Source organism: Paenibacillus cellulositrophicus, from assembly GCF_009363095.1.
Taxonomy (GTDB): Bacteria; Bacillota; Bacilli; order Paenibacillales; family Paenibacillaceae; genus Paenibacillus_AQ; species Paenibacillus_AQ favisporus.
Genome location: NZ_CP045295.1, coordinates 6,150,285 through 6,174,191 on the forward strand (window position 1 = coordinate 6,150,285; position 23,907 = coordinate 6,174,191).

The 23,907-nt window shown below is 53.6% G+C and carries 24 protein-coding genes and 1 pseudogene; 21 read left to right on the forward strand and 4 right to left on the reverse strand.

Annotated features, from left to right (window positions below):
- Positions 1-55: 55 nt before the first annotated feature.
- From rpsP to GCU45_RS28050, 7 genes are all read left to right on the forward strand, one after another.
- Positions 56-328 (forward strand): 30S ribosomal protein S16, encoded by a 273-nt coding sequence (rpsP, locus tag GCU45_RS28020; RefSeq protein ID WP_076168226.1) that lies wholly within the window; start codon positions 56-58, stop codon positions 326-328.
- 22 nt (positions 329-350) lie between these two features.
- Complete coding sequence (locus GCU45_RS28025; protein WP_076168224.1) at positions 351-581, forward strand: KH domain-containing protein; 231 nt, start codon at positions 351-353, stop codon at positions 579-581.
- 124 nt (positions 582-705) lie between these two features.
- Entirely contained in the window at positions 706-1,227 is a 522-nt protein-coding gene (rimM, locus tag GCU45_RS28030) for a ribosome maturation factor RimM (RefSeq protein ID WP_152402196.1), read from the forward strand.
- Positions 1,227-1,988 carry a tRNA (guanosine(37)-N1)-methyltransferase TrmD gene (gene trmD, locus GCU45_RS28035; RefSeq protein WP_152402198.1) on the forward strand — a complete coding sequence of 254 codons (762 nt, stop codon included), beginning with the start codon at positions 1,227-1,229 and terminating at the stop codon, positions 1,986-1,988. Before rimM ends, trmD begins: the two co-directional genes overlap by 1 nt.
- Positions 1,989-2,134: 146 nt before the next feature.
- Positions 2,135-3,490: a dipeptidase gene (locus GCU45_RS28040; protein WP_152402201.1), complete on the forward strand. Its 1,356-nt coding sequence runs from the start codon at positions 2,135-2,137 to the stop codon at positions 3,488-3,490.
- 389 nt (positions 3,491-3,879) lie between these two features.
- On the forward strand, positions 3,880-4,839 hold the full coding sequence (locus GCU45_RS28045) for a GNAT family N-acetyltransferase (RefSeq protein ID WP_152402203.1): 960 nt from the start codon (positions 3,880-3,882) through the stop codon (positions 4,837-4,839).
- 21 nt (positions 4,840-4,860) lie between these two features.
- Positions 4,861-5,103: a hypothetical protein gene (locus GCU45_RS28050; protein ID WP_076168215.1), complete on the forward strand. Its 243-nt coding sequence runs from the start codon at positions 4,861-4,863 to the stop codon at positions 5,101-5,103.
- A 116-nt stretch (positions 5,104-5,219) separates the two neighbouring features.
- Here the strand turns inward: GCU45_RS28050 and GCU45_RS28055 are convergent, their stop codons facing one another.
- Together GCU45_RS28055 and GCU45_RS28060 are read right to left on the reverse strand one after the other, a co-directional pair.
- The gene (locus GCU45_RS28055) at positions 5,220-5,768 is read right to left on the reverse strand and encodes a helix-turn-helix domain-containing protein (RefSeq protein WP_152402205.1); all 549 of its coding nucleotides are present in this window, start codon (positions 5,766-5,768) and stop codon (positions 5,220-5,222) included.
- 97 nt (positions 5,769-5,865) lie between these two features.
- A complete protein-coding gene (locus tag GCU45_RS28060; protein WP_152402208.1) occupies positions 5,866-7,143 on the reverse strand; it encodes an MFS transporter in 1,278 nt (425 codons plus the stop codon).
- A gap of 449 nt (positions 7,144-7,592) precedes the next feature.
- On the opposite strand from GCU45_RS28060, the gene rplS reads away from it, so the two are divergent.
- The 7 genes from rplS (at position 7,593) to GCU45_RS28095 (ending at position 13,126) form a co-directional block, all read left to right on the forward strand.
- Complete coding sequence (gene rplS, locus GCU45_RS28065; RefSeq protein WP_076168209.1) at positions 7,593-7,937, forward strand: 50S ribosomal protein L19; 345 nt, start codon at positions 7,593-7,595, stop codon at positions 7,935-7,937.
- A 217-nt stretch (positions 7,938-8,154) separates the two neighbouring features.
- Positions 8,155-8,775 (forward strand): signal peptidase I, encoded by a 621-nt coding sequence (lepB, locus tag GCU45_RS28070; RefSeq protein ID WP_105443639.1) that lies wholly within the window; start codon positions 8,155-8,157, stop codon positions 8,773-8,775.
- Between the two features lie 48 nt (positions 8,776-8,823).
- Entirely contained in the window at positions 8,824-9,690 is an 867-nt protein-coding gene (ylqF, locus tag GCU45_RS28075) for a ribosome biogenesis GTPase YlqF (RefSeq protein ID WP_116231770.1), read from the forward strand.
- Between the two features lie 145 nt (positions 9,691-9,835).
- Entirely contained in the window at positions 9,836-10,672 is an 837-nt protein-coding gene (locus GCU45_RS28080) for a YitT family protein (protein WP_152402210.1), read from the forward strand.
- A 191-nt stretch (positions 10,673-10,863) separates the two neighbouring features.
- Positions 10,864-11,658, forward strand: coding sequence for an amino acid ABC transporter substrate-binding protein (locus GCU45_RS28085; protein ID WP_152403380.1), 795 nt, complete (start codon positions 10,864-10,866; stop codon positions 11,656-11,658).
- A gap of 22 nt (positions 11,659-11,680) precedes the next feature.
- The gene (locus tag GCU45_RS28090) at positions 11,681-12,358 is read left to right on the forward strand and encodes an amino acid ABC transporter permease (RefSeq protein WP_145021963.1); all 678 of its coding nucleotides are present in this window, start codon (positions 11,681-11,683) and stop codon (positions 12,356-12,358) included.
- 18 nt (positions 12,359-12,376) lie between these two features.
- On the forward strand, positions 12,377-13,126 hold the full coding sequence (locus GCU45_RS28095; RefSeq protein ID WP_152402212.1) for an amino acid ABC transporter ATP-binding protein: 750 nt from the start codon (positions 12,377-12,379) through the stop codon (positions 13,124-13,126).
- Positions 13,127-13,130: 4 nt separating this feature from the next.
- Here the strand turns inward: GCU45_RS28095 and GCU45_RS28100 are convergent, their stop codons facing one another.
- Positions 13,131-13,406 carry a hypothetical protein gene (locus GCU45_RS28100; RefSeq protein ID WP_152402214.1) on the reverse strand — a complete coding sequence of 92 codons (276 nt, stop codon included), beginning with the start codon at positions 13,404-13,406 and terminating at the stop codon, positions 13,131-13,133.
- Between the two features lie 347 nt (positions 13,407-13,753).
- On the opposite strand from GCU45_RS28100, the pseudogene GCU45_RS28105 reads away from it, so the two are divergent.
- The 4 genes and pseudogenes from GCU45_RS28105 to GCU45_RS28120 form a co-directional block, all read left to right on the forward strand.
- Positions 13,754-14,437, forward strand: a pseudogene (locus tag GCU45_RS28105) (ribonuclease HII); the annotation flags it as partial.
- Positions 14,438-14,876: 439 nt separating this feature from the next.
- Positions 14,877-16,934: a hypothetical protein gene (locus GCU45_RS28110; RefSeq protein WP_152402216.1), complete on the forward strand. Its 2,058-nt coding sequence runs from the start codon at positions 14,877-14,879 to the stop codon at positions 16,932-16,934.
- On the forward strand, positions 16,931-17,233 hold the full coding sequence (locus GCU45_RS28115; RefSeq protein ID WP_076168193.1) for an EscU/YscU/HrcU family type III secretion system export apparatus switch protein: 303 nt from the start codon (positions 16,931-16,933) through the stop codon (positions 17,231-17,233). Before GCU45_RS28110 ends, GCU45_RS28115 begins: the two co-directional genes overlap by 4 nt.
- Positions 17,230-17,616, forward strand: a complete 387-nt coding sequence (locus GCU45_RS28120) for a YraN family protein (RefSeq protein WP_244364310.1) — start codon at positions 17,230-17,232, stop codon at positions 17,614-17,616. Before GCU45_RS28115 ends, GCU45_RS28120 begins: the two co-directional genes overlap by 4 nt.
- Positions 17,617-18,985: 1,369 nt before the next feature.
- On the opposite strand, the gene GCU45_RS28130 is transcribed toward GCU45_RS28120, so the two are convergent.
- Positions 18,986-20,578 carry a YifB family Mg chelatase-like AAA ATPase gene (locus tag GCU45_RS28130; RefSeq protein WP_152402220.1) on the reverse strand — a complete coding sequence of 531 codons (1,593 nt, stop codon included), beginning with the start codon at positions 20,576-20,578 and terminating at the stop codon, positions 18,986-18,988.
- 337 nt (positions 20,579-20,915) lie between these two features.
- Here GCU45_RS28130 and GCU45_RS28135 point away from each other — a divergent pair, with 337 nt between their 5' ends.
- The 3 genes from GCU45_RS28135 (at position 20,916) to sucD (ending at position 23,831) form a co-directional block, all read left to right on the forward strand.
- Positions 20,916-21,386, forward strand: a complete 471-nt coding sequence (locus tag GCU45_RS28135; RefSeq protein WP_152403385.1) for a MarR family winged helix-turn-helix transcriptional regulator — start codon at positions 20,916-20,918, stop codon at positions 21,384-21,386.
- A gap of 320 nt (positions 21,387-21,706) precedes the next feature.
- On the forward strand, positions 21,707-22,867 hold the full coding sequence (sucC, locus tag GCU45_RS28140) for an ADP-forming succinate--CoA ligase subunit beta (protein WP_076168179.1): 1,161 nt from the start codon (positions 21,707-21,709) through the stop codon (positions 22,865-22,867).
- 34 nt (positions 22,868-22,901) lie between these two features.
- Positions 22,902-23,831: a succinate--CoA ligase subunit alpha gene (gene sucD / locus GCU45_RS28145; protein ID WP_076168177.1), complete on the forward strand. Its 930-nt coding sequence runs from the start codon at positions 22,902-22,904 to the stop codon at positions 23,829-23,831.
- Positions 23,832-23,907: the final 76 nt, after the last annotated feature.

Consider the following 23,907-nt stretch of genomic DNA (forward strand, 5'->3'; position numbering starts at 1 on the left):
TCCGCTTAGGCGGGAGGCTGTCCCCACACTTATTTTGTTGAAGGAGGTGAATTTCGTGGCAGTACGTATTCGTCTGAAACGCATGGGTGCTCATAAAGCTCCTTTCTACCGTATCGTGGTATCGGATTCCCGTTCCCCACGTGACGGCCGTTTTATCGAAGAAATCGGTTACTACAATCCGGTCAACCAACCGGCTGACGTAAGAATCGATGAAGATAAAGCACTGGCGTGGCTGCAAAACGGTGCGCAAGCATCCGACACAGTCCGCAACCTGCTGAGCAAAGCAGGCGTGCTTAAAAAGTTCCATGAGCTCAAGCAGCAGAAATAATGACTGATCGTGAGGGTTATCTATGGAAGAATTAGTTGGTGTTATTGCTAAGGCTTTGGTGGATCATCCTGAAGAGGTGGCTGTGAAGACGGTGGAGAAGGATCACCTGATTGTCTATGAGCTAACCGTGCATCCCGAGGATGTGGGAAAGGTCATCGGCAAGCAGGGCCGGATCGCCAAGGCGCTTCGAACAGTCGTAACTTCTGCAGCAGTCAAAATGGATAAACGCGTGACCGTGGATATCATATCTTAAAGATATACGAAAGGGGGTTAGGATGAATGTCCTAGCCCTTTTTCGTACATGCTGAAGATTATATAATAGATCCGTGCAATACAAGCGCGCCGAAGCGCCGGCGCCACGAAGCTAGGAGGAGAACATGCCGGAAACACTTTATAAGGTTGGCAAAATCATCAACACCCATGGCATCAAGGGAGAAATCAAAGTGTTGTCGTACACGGATTTTCCCGAGGTCCGTTTCGCCAAGGGGAGCGAGCTCATGATCGTTCCGGAGGACGGGGGCAAGCCGGTCGACGTGACCGTCCATTCTTCCCGCCTTCATAAAAATATGTACATCATCAAATTGGACGGCTACGACAATATTAATGATGTGGAGAAATTTAAAGGCAGCATACTGAAAGTCGGCAAGGAACATCTCGTGGAGCTGCCGGAAGACGAGTATTACTTCCATGAAATTATCGGCTGCACCGTCGTGACCGATGAAGACAAGGAGCTTGGGGTCGTGACGGAAATTTTGACGCCCGGCGCGAACGACGTATGGGTAGTCCAGCCTAAGGGCGGCAAGAGCATCCTCATCCCCGTCATTGATGATGTCGTCCTTGACGTAGACATTCCGAACCAAAAAATACTCGTTCATATTATGGAAGGACTGCTGGACTAATGAGAGTGGATGTGCTGACCCTGTTCCCGGAAATGCTGGATGGGGTTTTCCGGACAAGCATTCTCGGCAAGGCCCAGGAGAAAGGAATCATCTCGCTTCATACTGTCAATTTCCGGGATTACTCCGGGAATAAGCACGGTACGGTTGACGATACGCCTTATGGCGGAGGCGGGGGGATGGTTCTGAAGCCGGAGCCGATCTTTGCGGCTGTCGAGGATCTGCTGGAGAAAGCGGGACATCAGGCCAAGCCAAGAGTCATTCTGATGTGCCCGCAGGGGGAAACCTTTTCCCAGAAAAAAGCGGAGGAACTCGCGAAGGAAGAGCATTTGATCTTCATTTGCGGCCACTACGAGGGATACGATGAGCGGATACGTGAGCACCTCATCACCGATGAGCTGTCGATCGGCGACTACGTCTTGACCGGGGGCGAGCTTCCGGCGGCGGTTGTGATTGATGCGGTCTCCCGGCTGCTGCCCGGTGTGCTGGGCAACGAAACGTCGGCCGTGACGGATTCCTTCAGCACCGGGCTGCTGGAGTACCCGCACTATACCCGCCCGGTGGAGTTCCGGGGCTGGAAAGTGCCGGACATGCTGTTGAGCGGCCACCACGCGAACATTGAGGCTTGGCGCCGGGAGCAGGCGCTGAAGCGGACGCTGAAGCGGCGGCCGGACCTGCTGGATGAGGTGGAGCTGACCGACCGGGACCGCAAGACACTGGAAAAGCTCCGCAGGCTGAAAGATACCGATGGCGGACTTGAATAACCAAGCTGTAAAACCACGGCCCCTGGGTTCTGCAAGGGAGTGGTTTTTTAGCGTCAGATGCGTTAGTCTGAATATAAGGTTGTCTGAATTTCGAGCATCAAGAACACGAGCACCAAAGAAAAATTTGATCATGACAGGAGGATATTATGGATTATAAAGCATATTTTCAAACCCATCGCGATCAGCATCTGAACGAACTGAAGGAATGGTTGTCCATTCCGAGCATTTCCGCATTGTCCGAGCATAAGCCGGACGTTAAGCGGGCGGCAGAATGGCTGGCGGAGACACTCAAAAAGGCCGGCCTTGAAAACGTGAAAATCCACGAAACAAACGGCCACCCGATCGTCTACGCGGACCATCTGCATGCACCGGGACAGCCGACGGTTCTCGTCTATGGGCACTATGACGTGCAGCCGGTAGACCCGCTGAACTTGTGGGATACCCCACCATTCGAGCCGGCCGAACGCGACGGCAAGCTGTACGCCAGAGGGGCAACGGACGATAAGGGGCAGATCTTTTTACATATTAAGGCGGTGGAAGCGATTCTTCAGCAGGAGAAGCAGCTTCCGGTCAACATCAAGTTTTGCGTGGAGGGCGAGGAGGAAGTCGGAAGCCCGAACCTTCCGAAGTTCCTGGAGGCACAGCAGGAGCTGCTGAAGGCCGATGCGGTTCTGATCTCGGATACGTCCCTGCTGGAAAAAGGAAAACCGGCGATCTGCACCGGTCTTCGCGGTCTGTGCTCACTGGAAGTTCATGTCCATACGGCCAATACAGATCTGCACTCCGGCAGCTACGGCGGCGGCGTCCCGAATGCGCTGCATGCGATGGTCAGCCTGCTCGATTCCCTGCATGATGCCAAGGGCCGCGTGACGGTGGAAGGCTTCTACGAAGGCGTTCCGGAGCTTACGGAGGCCGATCATGCCGAGTTTGCGAAGCAGTCCGGAGACGAGAACAAGCTGAAGCGCGACCTTGGCCTTGACGAGCTGTACGGGGAAGAGGGATACACGTTTGCCGAAAGAACGGGCGCCCGCCCGACCCTTGAGCTGAACGGCGTCTATGGCGGATTCCAGGGCGAAGGCAGCAAAACGGTCATCCCGAAGGAAGCCCATGCGAAGATTACATGCCGTCTGGTGGGACATCAGGATCCGCAGGACATCTTGAACAAAATCGAAAAGCATATCTACAGCCACGTACCGACGGGCGCCAAAGCAACCGTCGTCCAGTTCGAGAAGGGCAATGCATTTACGATCGATCCGTCCACACCGATTTTGCAAAAGGCGGCGGAAGCCTACGAGGAAGTATACGGCACGCGTCCCGTATTTACGAGAGACGGGGGCTCCATCCCGATCGTGGAGACGTTCTCCCGTGTACTGGCCGCTCCGGTCGTATGCATGGGCTTTGGCCTTCCCGACGAAAACCTGCATGCGCCTAACGAGCACTTTAACCTGGAAAACTTCGATCTTGGCCTGCTGACCATCGTCGATTTTCTGAAAAGAGTGTAACGACCTCCTGAATAAGGAGTCCTGAAAAGGATTATAATGAATGAAATCGCCGGATCGAGAGCTGTCAGCTCGGATCCGGCGATTTTTATATTAGCCTTCAATAAGGATTGGCCTGGATTGAACCGTATGCTGATGAATTCCATGGTAATCCCAAATCACTACGGACAAAGGAACCTAATTATTCTCCATTGAAATTTTATAACACAATAAATATAATTGTTATGTAATAATATTTTATAATGAGACGTATGATTCTTTTTACTACAATCCTTATCCCGCTTGAAGAGCAGCAGCTAAAGACGAGTCGAGCTGACATGAAATATCCGATGGACAACATTTTTTGCAGAACTCGTTTGCACGTACGATCCACAGTAGAAGGAGGAGTTATTTTGAAGATCATTCCGATGGATGCCGAATGGCTTGATGCGATGTGTGACCTTTGGAACGGGGAACTGGGCGGCCATTTTCCGATGCGCAGGGAACTGATGAAGCAAAATACAGTTGAAGATGTGAACGTGTATGGCCCCGCTTCCGGGCTGGCCGTTGACGGGGAGGGCCGTCTGCTTGGGTTCGTGATCGCCAAGAAGTGGCAGGAGCCGGCGCGCGAAATGCAGCTGGGTGACGGCGGCGGATGGATACAAGCCATCGTCGTCCGCCGCGATGCTCAGGGGCAGGGCATAGGGTCAGGGCTGCTCCGTCATGCCGAGGACGCATTGCGCGAAGCCGGAGCGGTATCGGCCAGCATCGGGCGTGACCCGTGGCACTATTTTCCCGGGGTGCCGCTTGAACTGCCGGAGGTTAAGTCATGGTTCGCGCGCCGCGGGTACGAATACCTGTACGAGGTGTTCGACCTGGTGAACGAAACGTCGGACGATGGCCTAGAGCGGCCCGAGTATCGGGATGGCGCCTTCGCCCGCCTGCTTGTCCCGGGAGACCGTGAAGAGATGCTCCGATTCTTCAAGCGGTGCTTTCCGGGACGCTGGTATTACGAGGCGCAGTGCTATTGGGAACGGGGAGGGCAGGGACGGGAATTCGTCGGCCTGTTCCTTGGGGACGAAATGATCGGCTTTTGCCGCGTGAACGACGGCGAGTCCCCGCTGATTGCCCAGAATACTTATTGGGCGCCGCTGTTCAGTGAACCGCTTGGCGGCATCGGGCCGCTCGGCGTGGACGACCGGTTCCGCGGGAAAGGCTACGGGCTGGCGATCGTTCAGGACGGGGTCGCGGAGCTGACGGCCAGAGGCGTGAAGCACCTGGTGATCGATTGGACGGAATTTGTGGATTTTTATGCCAAACTTGGTTTTCGGACGTGGAAAGGATATAATATCGGCAAAAAAGCACTGATGTAGCTCCCAGAAGGAGGATGATGCATGAATCCGGCAAAAGCAATTTGGCGGTTCTTTTTTCCCAAGGAGCGGATACTGATCTTCACATCTTTCGACGCAGACAGCTATGCAAGGGCCAAGTCCAGACTGCTGAGCGGAGGGATCCGCCACCGCTCGCGCATCGTGAGCCAGCCGACCGGCCGGGACACCTTTACTGGCCGCGGAATGACGCAGTACGACTTGTACGTGGCCCAGGAGGATGAGCATGCCGCAAGGCAGCTCCTGTAGTCACAAAGCGGATGGTCAGAGCTGCGAAGAAGCGGTAACTGCCATTTTCGCAGCTCAGAGACAACCAGCCCCCGGCAAATGGCCGGAGGCTGGTTGTGGCTGCGGCGTATGGGCGGCTATTCGTCCAGTTTGGCAATCGTGGTAAATACGTCGTACAGCTTCTGATCCGGGTGCTGGCGCTCGGTGTGCTTTTCTACAAACTCTGTCCATTGCTCAAAAAACGCTTTGGCTTCCTCTTCCGTCAAATAGACCTCGGAATGGGACAGGTTCCCGGCAGGCTCCTCCTGGTTCTGAGCCTTCAGAAACTTACGCTTGCTCTCCTCATACAAATCCTCCAGCAGCTTTTGCGTTTCGGAACGGAAGATTTTTTGGGCCGCCTCATCAATGTCCTTGCTGCGCTTAATCCGTACGGATCCTTTGAAGGCTTGATAATATTTGGCCGTGATTCCGTTGATTTGCTTGGTGTGCACGAGGACAATTAACCCGATGCTCTCCAGCTTTTTGGCGTGATAGTAGACCTTGGCCGGAACCTCGCCGAGTTTGTCAGCGATATCTTTGATCGTCATTGGCTGGTCAGCCTTCTGAAAGCAGCTTAATATTTTCAAACGGTATGGATCGGAATAAATCCGGATCTCCTCGATCGTGCTCAGTTCTTTGGTCTCCAATGTTGTGCACCTCTACATTTCCCGTATCTTGTTTTCCGGATCGTTTATCTTCATTATAAGCCGAGATGGCTTCCGAGCACAAAATGTTTCCATCGCTCTAGATTTTCATAAACCCTTCCTGGCTCCACAGATACACCCCCGGTATCAGCATCAGCAGTCCAAAAACGAGGTACAGCACGTGGACCCCAACGAATGCTCCGGCCCAACCGGCCAGCAGGCTTCCGACGGGAATGGCGCAGGTGCAGATCGTGCTCGACAGCGCCCCAACCCGGCCAAGCATCGCTTTGGGGGTGACTTCCATCATATAGGTGGATACCGGCGTGTTGACAAACGAAATGGCGAATCCCATGCCAAAGCAAAAGGCGGCCGCGGCATAGAGAGGATATTCCCTTAGAAGGGCGGGGACATAGAGAAGGCTGTACGTAACCCCGAGCAGCAAAAATCCGAATACGATCAGACTGCTTTTGCGGTAAGCAGTGCCCTTCTGGCTGATCCATAAGCCGCTGATAATCATGCCGGTAATCAGGGCGATGCCGATCAAACTGAGGCCGTATGGGCCCGAGTGGAGTATTTGTTTGACATAAACGGGCTCAAGCACGTTTTTAGGCGTGAGGCACAGATTCACGAATGCGGCTGAAAGCATGGTCATCATCATCAGCTTGTGGCCTTTAACGAACTTCAGGCCGGTTTTAAACTGGCTCCAGTAGGACGGGCTTTCCTCTGCCTGCATAAGACCTGCGTCATTATCGTCTCCCTGCCCGTGATCCCGGTCGATGCGGATCCAGACGTACAACAGGGCGGCCAGCAGAAAAGACAAGGCGTCGATCAGCATCGCTCCGGAAATGCCAAGCATGGCGATCAGGCCGCCGGCTGCGGCCAGACCGGCAAGCTCGGCGGTGCGGGAGGCAGACGACGTCAGCGAGTTGCCGCTGAGCAGCAGCTCCTTAGGCAAAATGCGGGGAACGAGCGACATCTCCGCCGGCGTGGAGAAGCATTCGAGCGTTGAGTTGATAAACGTAAAAATAAACAGGTGCCACGGCTGCAAGTCTCCTATGAAATAGAGCAGCGCCGTCACGGTTACGGTGATACCCCGGCCGGCATTCGTCACGATCACGACCTTTTTCTTGGACCAGCGGTCGACCAGGACGCCGGTAAACATACTGAAAGCAATGCCAGGAACAAAGTTGATGGCGTACAGTGTTCCCATTAGCAGCTCGGAGCCGGTAAGCAGGTAGACCATCCAGCTGTAGGCGATGGAATCCACGGAATCCCCGAATCGTGAAATGATTTTGGCGGTGATCATCATTAGATACAACTTGTGTTTTACCAGTCTGCGTACACCTTGATTCTGCTGAAGCAATACGGTTTCGCTCATGAAAGGACATCTCCATTCAATTTTTATTAACGTTAAAATTATTTTAATGATAAATTTATTTTAACGTCAATTCCGATTTTGGCAAGAAGTTTTTTAAGATTATAGAATTAATAAATTTCAGCGAAGCTGAACCATTCTATAATCGCAAGAAAAACTGCCTTTTAAACGCGGTCTGTCTTCTTTGAAGGTACGTCGATAGACGTTTTTCTTACAATTGGGTCAGCCTATTTTTCGGTGTGAAGTATCTGTTGTTGGGAGAGCGAGACTTTGCTATTTTTTCAACCGAGGGGCAGCGCAACAACTGGAAGATTTATAGTTGCAAAGGATGAAACAAATATGCTACAATAAATGCTGTTGTGTGGAATACGGTGGTCCGCTGCGGATGATGAAGGAAAACAGAGGGTTTTCCGGAAGAGGCAAGAACACCTGTACGGAAGGAGGAGTCCTAAATGAACATCCTACAAGAGATTACCAAAGAACAGCTTCGCACCGACATCCCTAGCTTTCGTCCTGGCGACACTTTGAAAGTGCACGTTAAGGTTATCGAGGGATCGCGCGAGCGTATCCAGTTGTTCGAAGGTGTTGTGATTAAGCGTCGCGGAGGCGGCATCGCTGAGACTTTTACTGTGCGTAAAATCTCTTACGGTGTTGGGGTAGAAAGAACTTTCCCAATCAACTCGCCAAAAATCGAGAAGATCGAAGTGGCTCGTTACGGTAAAGTACGTCGCGCCAAACTGTACTATCTTCGTGAACTGCGCGGTAAAGCAGCAAGAATTAAAGAGATTCGCCGTTAATCAGCGAACAACGCTAAAGGGCTTGATTTCAAGCCCTTTTCGTTTTAGGATTAAAAAGGCGTCAATAGATGAACGAACCAAGTTGACAAACCGCGATAAGCGGAGGTTTTTCTGGCGATCACGAATGCCTTTTCGCTTCGCTGGTCCAAAGAAAGCATACACGGCTCCGTAATGGGAGCTTTTCTTTTCGGCAAAACTAGGAGAGGGCGGTGGATATATGCAGCAGGACATTCAGAGCGATGCGGTGGAACTGAAGGAAGAAGATCATAAACCACCTAAAAAAGGGAAAAATGAAGTCGTAGAATGGCTGAAAGCGATCATCATTGCCCTGATTTTGGTGGCACTGATCCGCTGGCTTCTCTTCAAACCGTTTATTGTGGACGGACCCTCCATGCAGCCAAACTTTCATACAGGCGAGCGGTTGATCGTCAATGAAATATTGTACGATATCCGGGCTCCGCATCGTGGAGAAGTTATCGTGTTCCATGTTCCGTCCGAAGGCAAGGATTTTATCAAACGCGTGATTGCCGTCGCAGGCGATACCGTCAAGGTGGAAGGCGACACGGTAACCGTGAACGGCAAAAAAGTCAATGAAGCCTACATACAGGGTGCCATCGATGCAAGCCATAAAGCGGGCCAGATGTATAATGACAAAGATTTTCCAAACAGCGCGTTTCCGGATGGCAAGGTTCCCGAAGGTCATGTGTTCGTGATGGGGGATAACCGGTCCGACAGTACGGACAGCCGGATGATCGGTTATGTGCCGCTCGGGGATATCGTCGGACGGGCTGACCTCATCTTCTGGCCGGTGAAGGACATCCATTTGATCAACCATTAATGAACGTGGAATGAGGCTGTTTGCGGACAAGAGAATGAGGTGATGACGGTGACGATTCAATGGTTTCCTGGTCATATGACCAAAGCGCGCCGCCAAATACAGGATAAGTTAAAGCTGATTGACGTCGTGATCGAGCTGATCGATTCGCGTCTTCCGCTGTCCAGCCGCAATCCGATGATTGACGAGATTTTGCAGGGGAAGCCCCGGCTGATCATTATGAACAAGGCGGATTTGGCAGACCCTTCGGTAACGAAGCAGTGGCAGGATTATTTTAAAGAGGAAGGCCATACGGCATTTCCGGTCGATGCGGCTACAGGCACGGGCGTGAAAGAGATTCCTGGACAGCTGAAGCTGCTTCTGAAGGAGAAGATTGATCGCCAAATCGCCAAGGGGATGAACCCGCGGGCGATCCGTGCGCTGATCGTCGGCATCCCGAACGTAGGCAAGTCGACGCTGATCAACCGGCTCGCCGGGCGCAGCATTGCCGCAACGGGGGACCGGCCGGGCGTGACGAAAGGCCAGCAGTGGATTAAGGTAGGCGGAGAAATCGAGCTTCTGGATACTCCGGGGATTTTGTGGCCCAAATTTGAGGACGAGAACGTTGGCTACCGCCTCGCGGTAACCGGCGCGATCAAGGAAGAGATCCTGAACGTGGAGGATGTCGCCTTTTTTGCGGTCAAATACCTGGTCCAGTATTACTGGGACGCCTTCCGGGAGCGCTTCGAGATCGATGCGGACATGCCGCACAACCCGGACGAGAGCGACGAAATCGTCTCCATCATGGAAGCGGTGGGGCGCAAGCGCGGCTGCTTGATGAGCGGCGGACGGGTGGATCTGGAGAAAGCGTCGAAGACGCTGCTGCGGGAGCTTCGTGCCGGCAAAATGGGCCGGTTCTCGATGGAGGCCCCTTACTAATCGGAAAAGAACGCCGGATACGATCCATGTGTCCCGCGTGTATCAAAGCGAGATGTACAGTATCATAGTGAACGAACAAGCCCAGTTCCGTTATAGGTACTGGGCTTTTTTTGCGTGTTGATTTATGGGAGAGGAAGGCCGTCATATGAAAAAAAGAATGATGGAAATCATAACGATCATCGCGGGGGCGTTTATTTTTGCGCTCGATATCAATCTGTTTGTCATTCCCCACGACCTTGGCGAAGGCGGTGTGACCGGGATTACGATCATCCTGTATTACCTGTTTGCATGGTCGCCGGGATTGGTCAACCTGATTTTGAACGCCATCCTGCTGATCGTTGGTTATAAGTTTTTGGACAAAATGACGACGGTGTACACCATCGTTGCTGTCGTGTTTAACTCTTTGTTCCTCCATTTGACCGAAAGTTGGACACTTACATCGAACGAACCGATCGTCAATGCGATTTTTGGCGGTGTATTGGCCGGTGTCGGCATCGGGCTGATCGTGAGGGCCGGAGGCACCACCGCCGGTACGGTCATTTTGGCGCGGATTGCCCATAAATACTGGGACTGGAACATCAGTTACGCCCTGCTGTTCTTTGATCTGATCGTCGCGTTCTCCTCCTACTTTATCATTGGCGCGGAAAGCCTGATGCTGACGATCATTATGCTGTTCGTCGGCACGAAGGTGATGGAATTCATCATCGAGGGCCTGAACCCGAAGAAGGCGGTGATGATCGTATCGGAGCAGCATGCGGAGATCGCCGAGAAGGTTAACCGGGTTATGGACCGGGGAGTCACCGTGTTTAAAGGGTACGGCTATTACAGTAAGTCGGCCAAGGAAGTGCTGTACATCGTCATCAGCAAGCAGGAGGTACCTGTCCTGAAAAAGATCGTCAAGGTGGCGGACAAGCAGGCGTTTATTACGATCCATGACGTTCGGGACGTGTTTGGGGAAGGATTCATCGACATATCGAAATAGTGTCGCAGCAGATAAAGACTTAGAATAGAGAAGAGGAAAGCTCATGACCTGGGGTCATGGGCTTTTTTTGTCGGGATCGACGAACGCAAGAAAGGCAGCCGCGCATGAAAATACAGCATCGTGGCAAAATAGGTGAAAACGGTTAGAGGAGGAAAAATGTGAGAAGCTGGCGGATATTTTGGGCAATCGTGATGACGTTGATGCTGGCCGTGACGACAGCGTGCGGCGGAAATACGGGAACGAAGCCGCAGGAGGGGCAAACCGGGGGCGCCCAGACAGGTAAAAACCTGCTTGAGACGATCAAGCAAAGCGGCAAGCTGCGCATCGGCACGGAAGGAACGTATGCACCTTTTACCTATCATGATGAGAAAGGAACGCTGACCGGTTTTGACGTTGACCTGGGCCGGGAGATTGCCAAAAGGCTCGGCGTGAAGCCGGAGTTTATCGAAACGAAATGGGACGGCATGATCGCCGGCTTGGACGCCAAGCGTTTCGACGTGGTGATGAACGAAGTATCCATTAATGCGGAGCGGAAGGCTAAATACGACTTTTCGGACCCCTACATCGCCTCCAAGGCGGTATTGATTGTGAAGGATAATAATCAGGACATTAAAAAGCTGGCCGACCTCAAAGGCAAAAAAGCAGGTCAGTCGCTGACGAGCAATCTGAATCAAATTGCTAAAGACAACGGTGCCACGATCGTGCAGGTCGACGGTTTCAACCAAGCGATCGACTTGCTGCTGTCCGGGCGCATCGATGCTACGGTGAACGACAAACTGTCCTATCTCGACTTCAAAACAAGACGTCCCGACGCGCCGATCAAGGTGGTGGACGAAACCGATACAGGCAGCACCAGCGCCGTACTGATGAACAAAAACAACAATGAGTTGCGGGACGCCATTAACCAGGCGCTGGCCGACATGAAGAAGGATGGAACGTACCTTGCCATCTCCAAAAAATACTTTGGTACGGATGTATCGAAATAATCGGCAAAAAGGGGGTTAACCGATGAATGACAGAACCGCCCATCTCACCGATATTTTTATCGACTCCTTTGTGCCGCTGCTCATGGCGGGGATCAAGTTCACGATTCCCCTGACGATCATTTCCTTCATTCTCGGTTTCGTGCTGGCGTTCCTTACCGCGCTGGCCCGCCTGTCGCGCTGGAGCATTCTCCAGCGGGTCGCCTGGTTTTATGTGTGGATCATCCGGGGGACTCCGCTGCTCGTCCAGCTGTTTATCATTTTCTACGGGCTTCCGAGCATCGGCGTCGTCATCGACGCTTTCACCGCTGCGGTGATCGGATTCTCGATCAGTGTCGGAGCCTATGGTTCAGAAATTATGCGCGCCGCGATCCAGTCCATCGCCAAGGGGCAGTGGGAGGCGGCGTACTCGGTCGGGATGACCCGTTCCCAGGCGCTGCGCCGGATTGTTCTGCCGCAGGCGGCAAGGGTATCGCTGCCTCCTCTGGCCAACTCTTTTATCAGCCTGTTGAAGGATACGTCTCTGGCAGCGACGGTGACACTCACAGAGCTGTTCCAAAAGGGGCAGCAAATTACGGCGGTCGTGTATGAGCCTTTGCTGCTGTACTGCGAGGTAGCCTTGATCTACCTGATCTTCAGCACCGTCCTGTCGGCGCTCCAGCATCAGCTCGAACACCGGTTTGACCGTTATGCCGCAAGATAGCGAAACGAGGGATGCATCATGATTGAAATCAACGATCTGAGATTAAGCTTTGGCAGCAATGAAGTGCTCAAGGGAATCGACCTGTCGATCGAAAAAGGACAAGTGACGGTCATCATCGGGCCCTCTGGTTCCGGAAAAACGACGCTGCTCCGGTGCATCAACCTGCTGGAAATCCCGACGGAAGGAATGCTGCGGATCGGAGACTCCGCCTTGTCGTTCAGGGAAGGAAACAAGCCGGGAAGGGGAGACATCCTGGCTTTCCGGAGGAAAACCGGTATGGTTTTTCAATCGTATAATCTGTTTCCCCATATGACGGCTCTGCAGAACGTGATGGAGGCGCAGGTCATCGTGCAGAAAAAGAGCCGAGCGGAGGCTAAGGAGAGATCGATGGAGCTTCTCGGCAAGGTAGGACTTGCCGGCAAAGCGGACTCCTATCCGCACCAGCTGTCCGGCGGACAGCAGCAGCGGGTCGGTATTGCCCGGGCAATGGGCATCGGTCCGGAGCTGCTTTTATTCGATGAACCGACGTCCGCCCTGGACCCGGAGCTGGTCGGTGAAGTGCTGAAGGTCATCAAAGAGCTGGCTGTAGAAGGCATGACGATGGCCATCGTAACCCATGAGATGAAATTTGCGAGCCAGGTGGCGGACCGGATCGTGTTTATGGACGAAGGAATCATCATGGAGCAGGGCAGTCCGAATGAGGTGCTAAACCATCCGGCGCAGGAGCGGACGAGGCAGTTTTTATCGCTGCTCAGCGAGCCGGTGTAAAATACTAGTAGGTGCTTGCGGGCACGGCGACGATAGCTGCATTGATGCAGCTATTTTTTTGTGTGGGGATCGTGGTGCGCGGGTGTTTAAAGTTGTACCGCCTTCTCAAGCAGCTGAATAACCGCATTTGGAAATTTACGAAACTATGATTGATTGCGGTGGTGTCAAAAAGCTTGGTTGGGTAGCATTCTTCAAAGAGTTTGGCCGGTTCACGGCGGACTCCGGGATTGCCAAAACCACGATGACCCTTGTTCAAGTCGTTCGATATAGCTGCATCCATGATCACTCCTCGAAGTACATCCATCTCATTACAGCATATTCACCTCTTTGCAACACTCTTCTTTTTCAATACATTCACCTCTTTGAAGTTACATTCATCTCTTTGCAGTTACATTCTTCTCATTACAGCACATTCTGCTCCTAGCTTCGTGAGGCTAGGTTTTTTCACCGGTTAATGCTTTCGGGCATATCGGCTCGGCGCATCTTCTGCACTCCAGCAGTCCGCACCCAAATTTTTGGAAGCCTGCCAGATGTCGTTTTTCGTTGGAATCCGCTGCCCGAACATAGTACAATAAAAAGGATAGATTGCGAGTTTGATAGACTTGCCAGGGGAATGAGCGGGAATACCCCTTGGCTCTTGCAGCACGGAGGAGGAAAGACAGCATGGATACGGAAGAGATCGAGCAGTCCCCGAGGGACCTGCTAAAATATGAACGCGAATACATAGAAAAAGATTACCGGTACATAGCGGGCGTGGACGAGGTTGGAAGAGGCTGTTTATTTGGCGACGTGGTGGCGGCGGCCGTGATTCTGCCGGAAGGACTCGTTCTGGAGGGCGTCGACGATTCGAAAAAATTGAGCGCCAAAAAACGGGACCTTCTGTACGACGTGATTATGGAGCAGGCGCTTGCCGTCAGCGTAGGGTACGTGGATGCTCGGACGATCGATGAAATCAATATTAAGCAGGCGGCCCGCCTGGCGATGAAAAAGGCGGTGCTTGGCCTGACGATCGCCGCGGATTTTTTGCTGGTGGACGCGGAGCATGTGGACGTGCCCGTTCCACAGCTGGCGATCATAAAGGGGGACGCTAACAGCCAATCGATTGCCGCGGCTTCGATCGTGGCCAAGGTTAGCCGGGACCGGCTGTGTGAAGGGGAATGGGAGGCGAAGTATCCTGAGTACGGCATCGCGATTCATAAGGGCTATGCAACCAAACTGCACCGTGAGCAGCTGGCAGCTTTGGGACCGACACCGATGCATCGCCGCAGTTTTTTGAAAAATATGGAAGTTGTGCAGCAGACCCTGTTCTAGGGCTGCTGTTTTTTTGCCAAGTAAAATGGAAACTCGGGTGTCGCGATGTAAACTTTTATAAGGAAAAAGTTTGGCTGATCAGACTTTTGGAAGGTGCGTTTTTCTGGATAAGTATCTCCAAGCTTTGATTCAGAAAAAAGACCAACCTTAGATGCAGGCTCGCCGTTTCGCGTCGTCTCTGTTCCTCGCGGACCAATCAGGACGTAACGATGACCCCAGCATCCGATAAAACGTATTCAGCCAGATTCGTAATTTGTTGGACGGTATTTTACATTTCATGTTTGAAGAGCTGAGCATTTGCAGCAATTATGAAGATAAATGACGATCTTTGATGAAAAGAAACAACGGAGATCGTGAACGCAGATAGACGGACTACAGCCCGCGGCTGGTTCGGCCGATAAATAAATAAACGAAGGAATACGGAAGGGGGAGAGGGACATTGAATATCGGTTCACTGCTGCGCGGCATGATGGGAGACACCAAAGCGGGCGAGACCAAACAGCTGGATTTGAAGGAAGGGCAAGTCGTCCGCGGCGTTGTGCTGAGCGTCTCTGAGGACGGACAGGAGGCCGTCCTGCAGATCCAAGGCGTCAAAGTACGGGCGGCGCTGGAAACGCCGCTTCAGCCCGGCCAGGCAGCGGTCCTGCAGGTACAGCCGGACAATGGCGGCGGCCTTCCGGTATTGAAAGCGATGGAGGGTTCCCCCTATGGGTCCGGGACTCCGATGTCGCTTGCGGACGTGCTGCAATCGCTCGATCTGCCGGATACGCCGGAGAATCGGGCCATGCTGGAGGCGCTGCGGTCTTCGGGCGTATATGTGACAAAAGAAAACGCAGCCGTCTTCAAAGACGCGCTGGCGTTAAAACCTGGCGGGGTCAGCACGGAGCAGTGGCTTGGCGCCGCATCGATTGCCAATCAGCGCGGACTGCCGCTGACGGCCGAAAGCGTCCGCGGGCTGCAGCAGGCGGTATTCGGCCCGCCGGTGCACCAGCTGCTTCACGTGCTGGAGGAACAGTTGAATGCGTTCACCGCGCAGGCTGGAGCGGGTTCGGAGGAAGCGGGGGCCGCAATCAAAAGCGGACAGGGCGTCATTACGCCACAGGCTCTGGGGCAGCAGCCGCCGGCTTCGTTACCCGGAGCGGCTACGCAGCCTGGGGCTGGCAGCATAGCGGCTCCCGAAGCGGAGCCAACGGCCGGTGCCCGCAGCCCAAAGAGCACCGAGGCAGAGGGGGATGCCGGGAAGACGGCGGGGCGCGCGGCTGACGGCACATCCGCGGCCGGCACGGCTGCCGCGGCGTCCCATCCGGCGGCGGCGCTTCAGCCGCTGGTCGCCAGGCTGCAGGCGCTGCTGCAGCAGCTGCGCGCGGCACCGCTCACGGGTGCCGCCGCACCAACGCCCGCCCCGGCTGAGCCGGCGGGCGGGCCTGCTGCCGGCGGCTCAGCCGCGCCGGCAGCAGAACCTGCGCCGCAGCACGCGGCGCAGGGAGGCGAAGGCCCCGCAGGCATGGGGCCTTCGCTGAAGACGCCCCTGTCCCACGGTGCGGAGCCGTGGGTGGGGCGTCTCTTGAAGCTGCTCGGTGCGGAGCACGAGCAGCAGGGCGTGCGCGCGGCGCTGCTGCAGCCCGCGCAGGAGGCCCCGCAGGGGCCGGGTGCCGCGGCGGGGAACGCGCGGCAGCCCTTGGCTGCACCGGCCGCAGGCCAGGGTGCAGCGGCAGAGGCAGGCCCGGCACAGCCGGGGCCTGCGCCGGGAGCGGCGAGCGCGGCAGGGGCCGCCGCCGCGCAGCCCGCTCCCCAAGTCGCGGACGGTCCGGAGCTGACCGTCCGGCCGCATGCGGTTCAGCAGCAGCCTCCCGGCCCGGCGCATCACGCCGTCCGGCCGGAGCAGCTGGCTGAGCCCGCTGCGCGGATGGAGCAGGCGCTGCAGGAAACCGGGCAGCGCGACACGCTGAAGGGGCTCCTCCTTCAGCTCGTCCAGGACGATGCTGCGCCGCCGGCCTTGAAGGAGGCGGCGCAGCAGGTCATCTCGCAGCTGACCGGCCAGCAGCTGCTCCTGAACACGGACCGGACGGCGCCGTTCGCCCAGGTCACGCTGTTCCTGCCCTTGAACGGGCCGGACGGCCAGGAGACGGCGTCGGTGCATGTCCAGTCCAGGCGCGGCCCCAAGGGTGAACTGGATGCATCCAACTGCCGCCTGTGGTTCGACCTTCAGATGAAGCATCTCGGGCAGACGCTGATCGACGTCCAGATCGTCGACCGGATCGTCAGTCTGAAGGTCCACAATGATCAGGAATGGGCTCAGTCCCTGGTGGAAGACAGACGTCCTGAAATCGCTGACGCTCTATCCTCCATCGGCTATCAGCTTCTGACGCTTAAAGCCGCTCCGCTACCGTCTCCGGCCGATGAACAACAGCCAGCTGGCTTGAGTGCGGCCATGGGCGGTCACCGCGTGGCGGACTTCGTGCCGCAGAGCTACAAGGGGGTGGATATGAGGGTATGAGCAGCAAGCCTCAGGAGCCGTCCCCAAGTTTGAAAAAGGCCGTCGCCCTCAAATACGCGCCCGGTGACAACGATGCCCCGGTCGTCGTGGCGAAGGGGCGGGGGAAAGTGGCGGATACGATTCTCGAGACGGCGAAGGAACACGGGGTCCCCGTTCAGGAGGACGCCGCGCTGGTGGAGGTCCTCTCCAAGCTGGACCTGGACCAACAGATTCCGCCGGAGCTGTATCACCTTGTCGCGGAGGTTCTCAGCTATATTTACCGGGCGGACCGGCTCGCTCGGGAAAGGCCGTTCGAATGAACGGACGGCAAGGAAAAATGAAGGATAACCGCCGCCAAAAAGGAGCAGCCGCTGAGCGGGCGGCAGCCGACCTGCTGCTCTCCGCAGGTTACCGCGTCCGCGACCGGAACTGGCGCTGCCGCAGCGGCGAACTGGACGTGGTCGCCGAGGACGGCGGCGTCATTGTTTTTGTGGAGGTGCGCAGCCGGACCGCCGGCACCTCCTTCGGCACAGCCGCAGAATCTGTGAATTTCCGCAAAATCCGCAAGGTCCGCAGCACGGCCGAAGTGTATCTTCACGCACAGCGGCTGGAGGGCCGCGAGGTACGCTTTGACGTCGTCGCCGTGGAGCTGGGGCGCGATCTAAGCATTGCCGCGATTCATCATATACAGGGGGCGTTCTAGGACGAGCCCCTAATAAAAAAACTTCCATTACCATGCGATTGGAAGTTTTTTTATTACCCCATTTTCACTGAGACAACTAACAGCATTAGTGCATCCAGATCGGCCGGCTTTATCTGGAGGTGGAAAAGTGGATGTATTAATTGTAATTATTTACCTTATGGTGAAGGCGATTTGAACTCATCATAGAATAATCTAAGTAGAAGTGATGTGTGAACTTGCCTAAAATAGAATTTTTCCTAGGTATCAACATCAGAGGATGATAGTAATTATTTTATTGAGCTTACCTCAACCCGTTCTACATCGAAAGGGGAAACGACGATTTAGTGGGAGGTATCATGAGGAATATTCTGAATTTTCTTATTACCTTTTTGGTGTTCTGGATAGGCAATGAGTACTTTAATCCATATCTTTCGATAACAGATACTAAAACTTTGCTGATTGCATCCCTTCTTATGTTCATAATTAGTCTTTTATTCAGTTTAGCCATGGTAATGTCGGTTATGCTGATCACTGTAGGAATTGGGTGTTTAACCACTCCGGCTTTAATGTTGGCTTCCATCGTGCTGACACCCATTAAACTTTGGCTTCTGGACAAATACCTGTATGGATTTGAAATACATGGATTGTGGACATATGTCATTCTTACTTTGGTTCTTAGCCTATTCACAGTGAAAGTAAAAGAGAGGCATGATTGACGATATGGCAAAAAGCCTGTGAGAACATTTACGAATTGAGGAGGAACCTGTGTTTAAAAATAGACACTGGAAAAAGTATCTCATTCTACTTGCCATTACGCTACCTGTTTTTATTGTTTTTATATTTATGCTTCCACATGATAAACAGCCTATTGCACTAGGTATATGTCCATCCATATTCTGGATATTGTATTATTCATGGATCGCAATGGAGAATAGAAAAAAAGATAGATAGAACAAATATTTAATGAAGGATAACATGAAGTTCTATCCTACAATAATGGCGTTTGGTTACCCGATGATTTACCTCTAAGGGTTAAATTAATCCAGATGAGATGATTGGGTTTTGAAGAGAGAATGGATTGACGGAAATAACCTGCCACAAATGGCAGGTTATTCTTTGTTATGAACCCCAGTGTCCAGTTTCTTCTGATGATTTACAATAAGGCGCCTTGTATCCCTGTAACGTCTGAGGCTGCGCATCTATCTGCTGATAGAGCTCAACGTTTGTTTTCTGGAGTTTAGATATCGTTGCCTTTATCTCTTCGGCTTAGAGCATAGATCATGAAGCAGGATGGCCGAAGGGGTCGAAGGGCAATCTGCATCATTTTATTTTCGTGATCGAACATAAATGAATCACATTACTAGGGTTTATACCGCAAATTAGCTTCCTTTCACCCCACCCCCGTAATCTGCGGCCGATCCAAATTCCGGTATTGGATCGCTTCCGCCACATGGTTGAAGGCGATATTCTCCTGGCCGTCCAGGTCGGCGATCGTCCGGGCCAGTTTCAGGATGCGGTCATATGCCCGCATGCTGAGGCCCAGCGTTTCGATCGTCTGATGGAGCATATCGGCTGAAGCGGAGTCGAGCCTGGCGAAACGCCGGAGCGCACTGCCGGTCAGCTCGCTGTTCCAGCTGCCATAACCGCTGCCGTATCGTTGTTGCTGACGGGCATGGGCTTCGAGCACCTGATTGCGCATTTCAGCCGATGACAGGCTCGGTGCATCGGTGGACCATTCCTTAGGGCGGGGGACCTCGACTTGAAGATCGATCCGGTCAAGCAGCGGACCGGAGATTTTGGCGCGGTATTGGGCGATCCGGCTGAAGCTGCATGTGCATTGATGTTCCGGGTGATCGCTTCCGAGGTATCCGCACGGACACGGATTCATCGAAGCCGCCAGCATGAAGTGCGCCGGGAAGGTGTGCACGGCACGCGCCCTGCTGATCGTAACCGTTTTGTCCTCCAGCGGCTGCCGCAGCACTTCGAGCACCTGGCGGTTGAATTCCGGCAGCTCGTCCAGAAACAGGATGCCCCGGTGGGCAAGGCTGACTTCGCCCGGTTTGGGTATCGTTCCTCCGCCGATCAGTCCTCCGGAAGAGATGGTGTGGTGCGGGGAACGAAAAGGACGTCTGCGGATGAGGCCGGAGCCGGGTTCCTTCAGTTTTCCGGCCGCGCTGAATATTTTGGTCGTTTCGAGCGCTTCCTGCTCGGTCATGAAGGGCAGGATGGTCGGCAGGCGTTTGATGAGCATCGTTTTGCCGGTTCCGGGCGGTCCGATCAGCAAAATGTTGTGCATGCCGGCGGCAGCAATCGTGAGCGCCCTTTTGACATGGAGCTGGCCGAGCACGTCGGCATAATCTTCCGCAGGAAGGTGATCGGGTACGGAAGCTGCGGCAACAGTCGTTGCTTTCAGCAGCGGGGACAAGGTTTGAATCCGGAGGGGCTGGTCTTTGCCGGGCACGTCAGCAGCCGAGTGTTCTGCGGCTAACTGACGCAGCTCGTTCAAATGCCGGATGGCATAAATATTCATGTGATCGATTAAGGCGGCCTCACCGGCATTCTCTTCCGGCAGCAGAACGGCGGTGAATCCCTCGCGCTTCGCCCTGTCCACCATGGACAGGACGCCGTTAACGGGCCTCAGGCTGCCGTCGAGCGCCATTTCTCCGATGAGAAGCAGCTTCTCATCCTGCGGCAGCAGAAGCTGTCCGCTCGTTACGAGAATGCCAAGAGCAATGGCCAGATCAAACGCGGAGCCTTCCTTTTTCAGATCGGCCGGTGCGAGATTGATCGTGACGCGCTGAAGGGGGAAGGTGAAGCCGCAATTTTTGATGCCCGCCCGGACACGTTCCACCGCTTCCCGGATGGCGGAGTCCGGCAGTCCGATAATGCTCGTCTGCGGCAGTCCGTTGGAAATGTCGACCTCCACCTGAATGATCACCCCGTCAATTCCGTATAAACATGTACTGTGCATTTTTCCATACATACAATAAAGCACCCCTATTCCCCGGCGGTTTCCCTGGACAAACGAGAACGGGATCGCCGTAGTTGACGGAAAAAAGGTGCTTCCTTATTTTCGCTTAAGTTTACAAAAATTGTAGGACCGTAAGCAGTAAAAGTCAAGATGGAAGGCATCGGGGATGAGAAATAGAGGTATGCTTGTAAGGGAGTGATTCAAGACCGATTTGTTGTTTAAAATTTAAAAGTATACAATAAAATTGCAGGGCATCAATTGCTCCTTCAGAAGATATCGCGCAATTACTATGATAATGTGACAAATTTATGATAATATTATGACAAGAAGGCAGGTGAAGACGAAAGTGATGAAACCAAGTGAAATGAATCCGCAGCTGCAGCTGGAAAATCAGCTGTGCTTTACCATCTATGCCTGTTCGCGAGAAATCACCAAGCTGTATCAGCCCCATCTGGAGAAGCTCGGTGTGACATATTCCCAGTATTTGGTCCTGCTTGTGCTTTGGGAGCGGGGACAGTGTACCGTGAAGGAGCTTGGGGAGGCTCTTTTCCTGGACTCCGGCACCTTGACGCCCCTGCTGAAGAGACTTCAGGCCGCTGGTCTGATTCACCGTGAGCGCTCTGCCCAGGACGAACGGAAGGTCATCATCACGTTGACGGACGAAGGAAACAAGCTGAAGGAGAAGGCGCTGAACGTTCCGGCCGCCATGCAGCAGGAGCTGTGCCTGAACGAGAGCGAATTCGGGCATTTGCTGGGCCAGTTCAAGAGTCTGCTGAACCGCGTCCATCACAACAACGAACAGCAAGAGAGCAAGATGTGAAGTAAAGAGCGATTTTTGCAGAACATTATCTGCAAATCTGTCGCTCTTTTTCCCTGTTATCCATGAAACCATGTTGGGACGACGCAAGGTTCCAAGGAATTATATCGGATCTAAGACGTTACTTCGAGGGCGGATTTTACCATCAAATCCCAAATATTCTCTCAAACGGATTAAACCGATATCAAAAAGCTGTCGATGGAAACACAGTTTCTTAAGGTAAGCGTTTTAAAAACATGTTACAATAGCTTGGGTTTATATTATTTTCCAAGAGATATCAGAACCCGCCTTGTAGCAGTCATGTTGATAGGAGGATACCGTAAATGAATATCCATGAATATCAAGGAAAACAAGTGTTAAAGCAGTACGGCGTTACCGTTCCGAACGGAAAGGTGGCCTACACCGTGGAAGAGGCGGTTGAAGCCGCTAAATCCCTGGGCAGCCAAGTCACGGTTGTCAAAGCGCAAATCCATGCAGGCGGCCGCGGTAAAGCCGGCGGCGTCAAAGTGGCCAAGAACCTGGACGAGGTTCGTGCTTACGCGGAGGAAATCCTCGGCAAAGTTCTCGTTACGCATCAGACAGGCCCGGAAGGTAAAGAAGTCAAGCGGCTTCTGATCGAAGAGGGCTGCGATATCCGCAAGGAATATTACGTCGGCGTCGTTGTTGACCGCGCTACCGGACGTGTCGTGATGATGGCATCGGAAGAAGGCGGAACGGAAATCGAAGAGGTTGCCGCTGCAACGCCTGAGAAAATTTTCAAAGAAGTGGTGGATCCGGCCGTAGGCCTGCAGGTTTTCCAAGCACGCAGACTGGCTTATGCGATCAACATCCCTAACGAACTGGTCAACAAGGCAGTTCAGTTTATGATCGCCCTGTACACCGCTTTTGTTGACAAGGACTGCTCCATTGCAGAAATCAACCCTCTGGTTGTAACGGGTGACGGCAATGTCATGGCACTCGATGCCAAGCTGAACTTTGACTCCAACGCACTGTTCCGGCACAAAGACATTCAAGAGCTTCGCGACCTGGACGAAGAGAACGAAAAAGAAATCGAAGCTTCCAAATACGACCTGAGCTACATAGCTCTCGACGGCAACATCGGCTGTATGGTCAACGGCGCAGGCCTTGCCATGGCCACGATGGACATTATCAAGTATTACGGCGGAGACCCGGCCAACTTCCTCGACGTAGGGGGCGGTGCCACGAAAGAGAAGGTTACCGAGGCGTTCAAGATCATCCTGTCGGATGAGCAGGTCAAAGGCATTTTCGTCAACATCTTTGGCGGAATTATGCGCTGCGACGTCATCGCCGAAGGCGTGGTTGAAGCTGCCAAGCAGCTCGGTTTGACCCGTCCGCTGGTTGTGCGTCTTGAAGGAACCAACGTGGATCTGGGCAAGAAAATTTTGGCCGAATCCGGCCTGAACATCGTGCCTGCCGACTCCATGGCTGACGGCGCCCAAAAAATTGTCTCACTCGTAAAATAGAATCTTTAAAATACGATAGGGGATGTGAACAAACGTGAGTATTTTGGTCGATAAAAATACAAAAGTCATCACACAGGGCATCACCGGCAAAACCGCCCTTTTTCATGCGAAAGGCGCCCTCGACTACGGCACGCAAATGGTCGGAGGAACTTCTCCGGGCAAAGGCGGCACCAAGGTTGACATTACGCTGGAGAACGGCCAAACGGTCAGCCTGCCCGTATATAATACGGTTGTAGAAGCCAAGGAAGCAACTGGCGCGACTGCAAGCGTTATCTACGTACCGCCGGCATTTGCGGCCGACTCCATCATGGAAGCCGTCGATGCGGAAATGGAACTGGTCATCTGTATTACGGAGGGCATTCCGGTGCTGGACATGGTCAAAGTGTCCCGTTACATGGAAGGCAAGAAAACCGTCCTGATCGGACCAAACTGCCCAGGGGTTATTACACCTGGAGAATGTAAAATCGGCATCATGCCTGGGTACATTCATACTCCGGGCCATGTGGGCGTCGTATCCCGCAGCGGAACGCTGACCTACGAAGCAGTTCATCAATTGACGACCCGCGGCATCGGCCAGTCCTCTGCGGTAGGCATTGGCGGCGACCCGGTAAAAGGCTCGGAATTCATCGATATTTTGAGCCGCTTTAACGATGATCCGAACACCTATGCTGTGATCATGATCGGCGAAATCGGCGGAACGGCGGAAGAAGAGGCAGCGGAATGGATCCGCGCCAACATGACCAAGCCGGTCGTCGGCTTCATCGGCGGGGTTACTGCGCCTCCAGGCAAACGTATGGGACATGCGGGCGCTATTATTTCCGGCGGTAAAGGCACGGCGAAAGAAAAGATCGCCAAGCTCGAAGAATGCGGCATCAAAGTCGCTCCGACGCCTTCGGAAATGGGATCTACGCTGGTAAGCGTTCTTGAAGAGCGCGGCCTGCTGGAAAAATGCACGACTCACTAATATAAACCGGCGTTATTTACGGTTCAAAGGTAAGCAACCTTTTATTTCTCCATCCGGGGGATAAAGGGTTGCTTTT

Excerpts from the sequence above, each read along its gene's own strand:
- GCU45_RS28025 (WP_076168224.1), top strand. The coding sequence starts at position 351 with ATGGAAGAATTAGTTGGTGTTATTGCTAAGGCTTTGGTGGATCATCCT.
- rimM (WP_152402196.1), top strand. The coding sequence starts at position 706 with ATGCCGGAAACACTTTATAAGGTTGGCAAAATCATCAACACCCATGGC.
- trmD (WP_152402198.1), top strand. The coding sequence starts at position 1,227 with ATGAGAGTGGATGTGCTGACCCTGTTCCCGGAAATGCTGGATGGGGTT.
- GCU45_RS28040 (WP_152402201.1), top strand. The coding sequence starts at position 2,135 with ATGGATTATAAAGCATATTTTCAAACCCATCGCGATCAGCATCTGAAC.
- GCU45_RS28050 (WP_076168215.1), top strand. The coding sequence starts at position 4,861 with ATGAATCCGGCAAAAGCAATTTGGCGGTTCTTTTTTCCCAAGGAGCGG.
- GCU45_RS28060 (WP_152402208.1), bottom strand. The coding sequence starts at position 7,143 with ATGAGCGAAACCGTATTGCTTCAGCAGAATCAAGGTGTACGCAGACTG.
- rplS (WP_076168209.1), top strand. The coding sequence starts at position 7,593 with ATGAACATCCTACAAGAGATTACCAAAGAACAGCTTCGCACCGACATC.
- lepB (WP_105443639.1), top strand. The coding sequence starts at position 8,155 with ATGCAGCAGGACATTCAGAGCGATGCGGTGGAACTGAAGGAAGAAGAT.
- GCU45_RS28080 (WP_152402210.1), top strand. The coding sequence starts at position 9,836 with ATGAAAAAAAGAATGATGGAAATCATAACGATCATCGCGGGGGCGTTT.
- GCU45_RS28085 (WP_152403380.1), top strand. The coding sequence starts at position 10,864 with ATGACGTTGATGCTGGCCGTGACGACAGCGTGCGGCGGAAATACGGGA.
- GCU45_RS28090 (WP_145021963.1), top strand. The coding sequence starts at position 11,681 with ATGAATGACAGAACCGCCCATCTCACCGATATTTTTATCGACTCCTTT.
- GCU45_RS28095 (WP_152402212.1), top strand. The coding sequence starts at position 12,377 with ATGATTGAAATCAACGATCTGAGATTAAGCTTTGGCAGCAATGAAGTG.
- GCU45_RS28100 (WP_152402214.1), bottom strand. The coding sequence starts at position 13,406 with ATGGATGCAGCTATATCGAACGACTTGAACAAGGGTCATCGTGGTTTT.
- GCU45_RS28115 (WP_076168193.1), top strand. The coding sequence starts at position 16,931 with ATGAGCAGCAAGCCTCAGGAGCCGTCCCCAAGTTTGAAAAAGGCCGTC.
- GCU45_RS28120 (WP_244364310.1), top strand. The coding sequence starts at position 17,230 with ATGAACGGACGGCAAGGAAAAATGAAGGATAACCGCCGCCAAAAAGGA.
- GCU45_RS28130 (WP_152402220.1), bottom strand. The coding sequence starts at position 20,578 with ATGTATGGAAAAATGCACAGTACATGTTTATACGGAATTGACGGGGTG.
- GCU45_RS28135 (WP_152403385.1), top strand. The coding sequence starts at position 20,916 with ATGAAACCAAGTGAAATGAATCCGCAGCTGCAGCTGGAAAATCAGCTG.
- sucC (WP_076168179.1), top strand. The coding sequence starts at position 21,707 with ATGAATATCCATGAATATCAAGGAAAACAAGTGTTAAAGCAGTACGGC.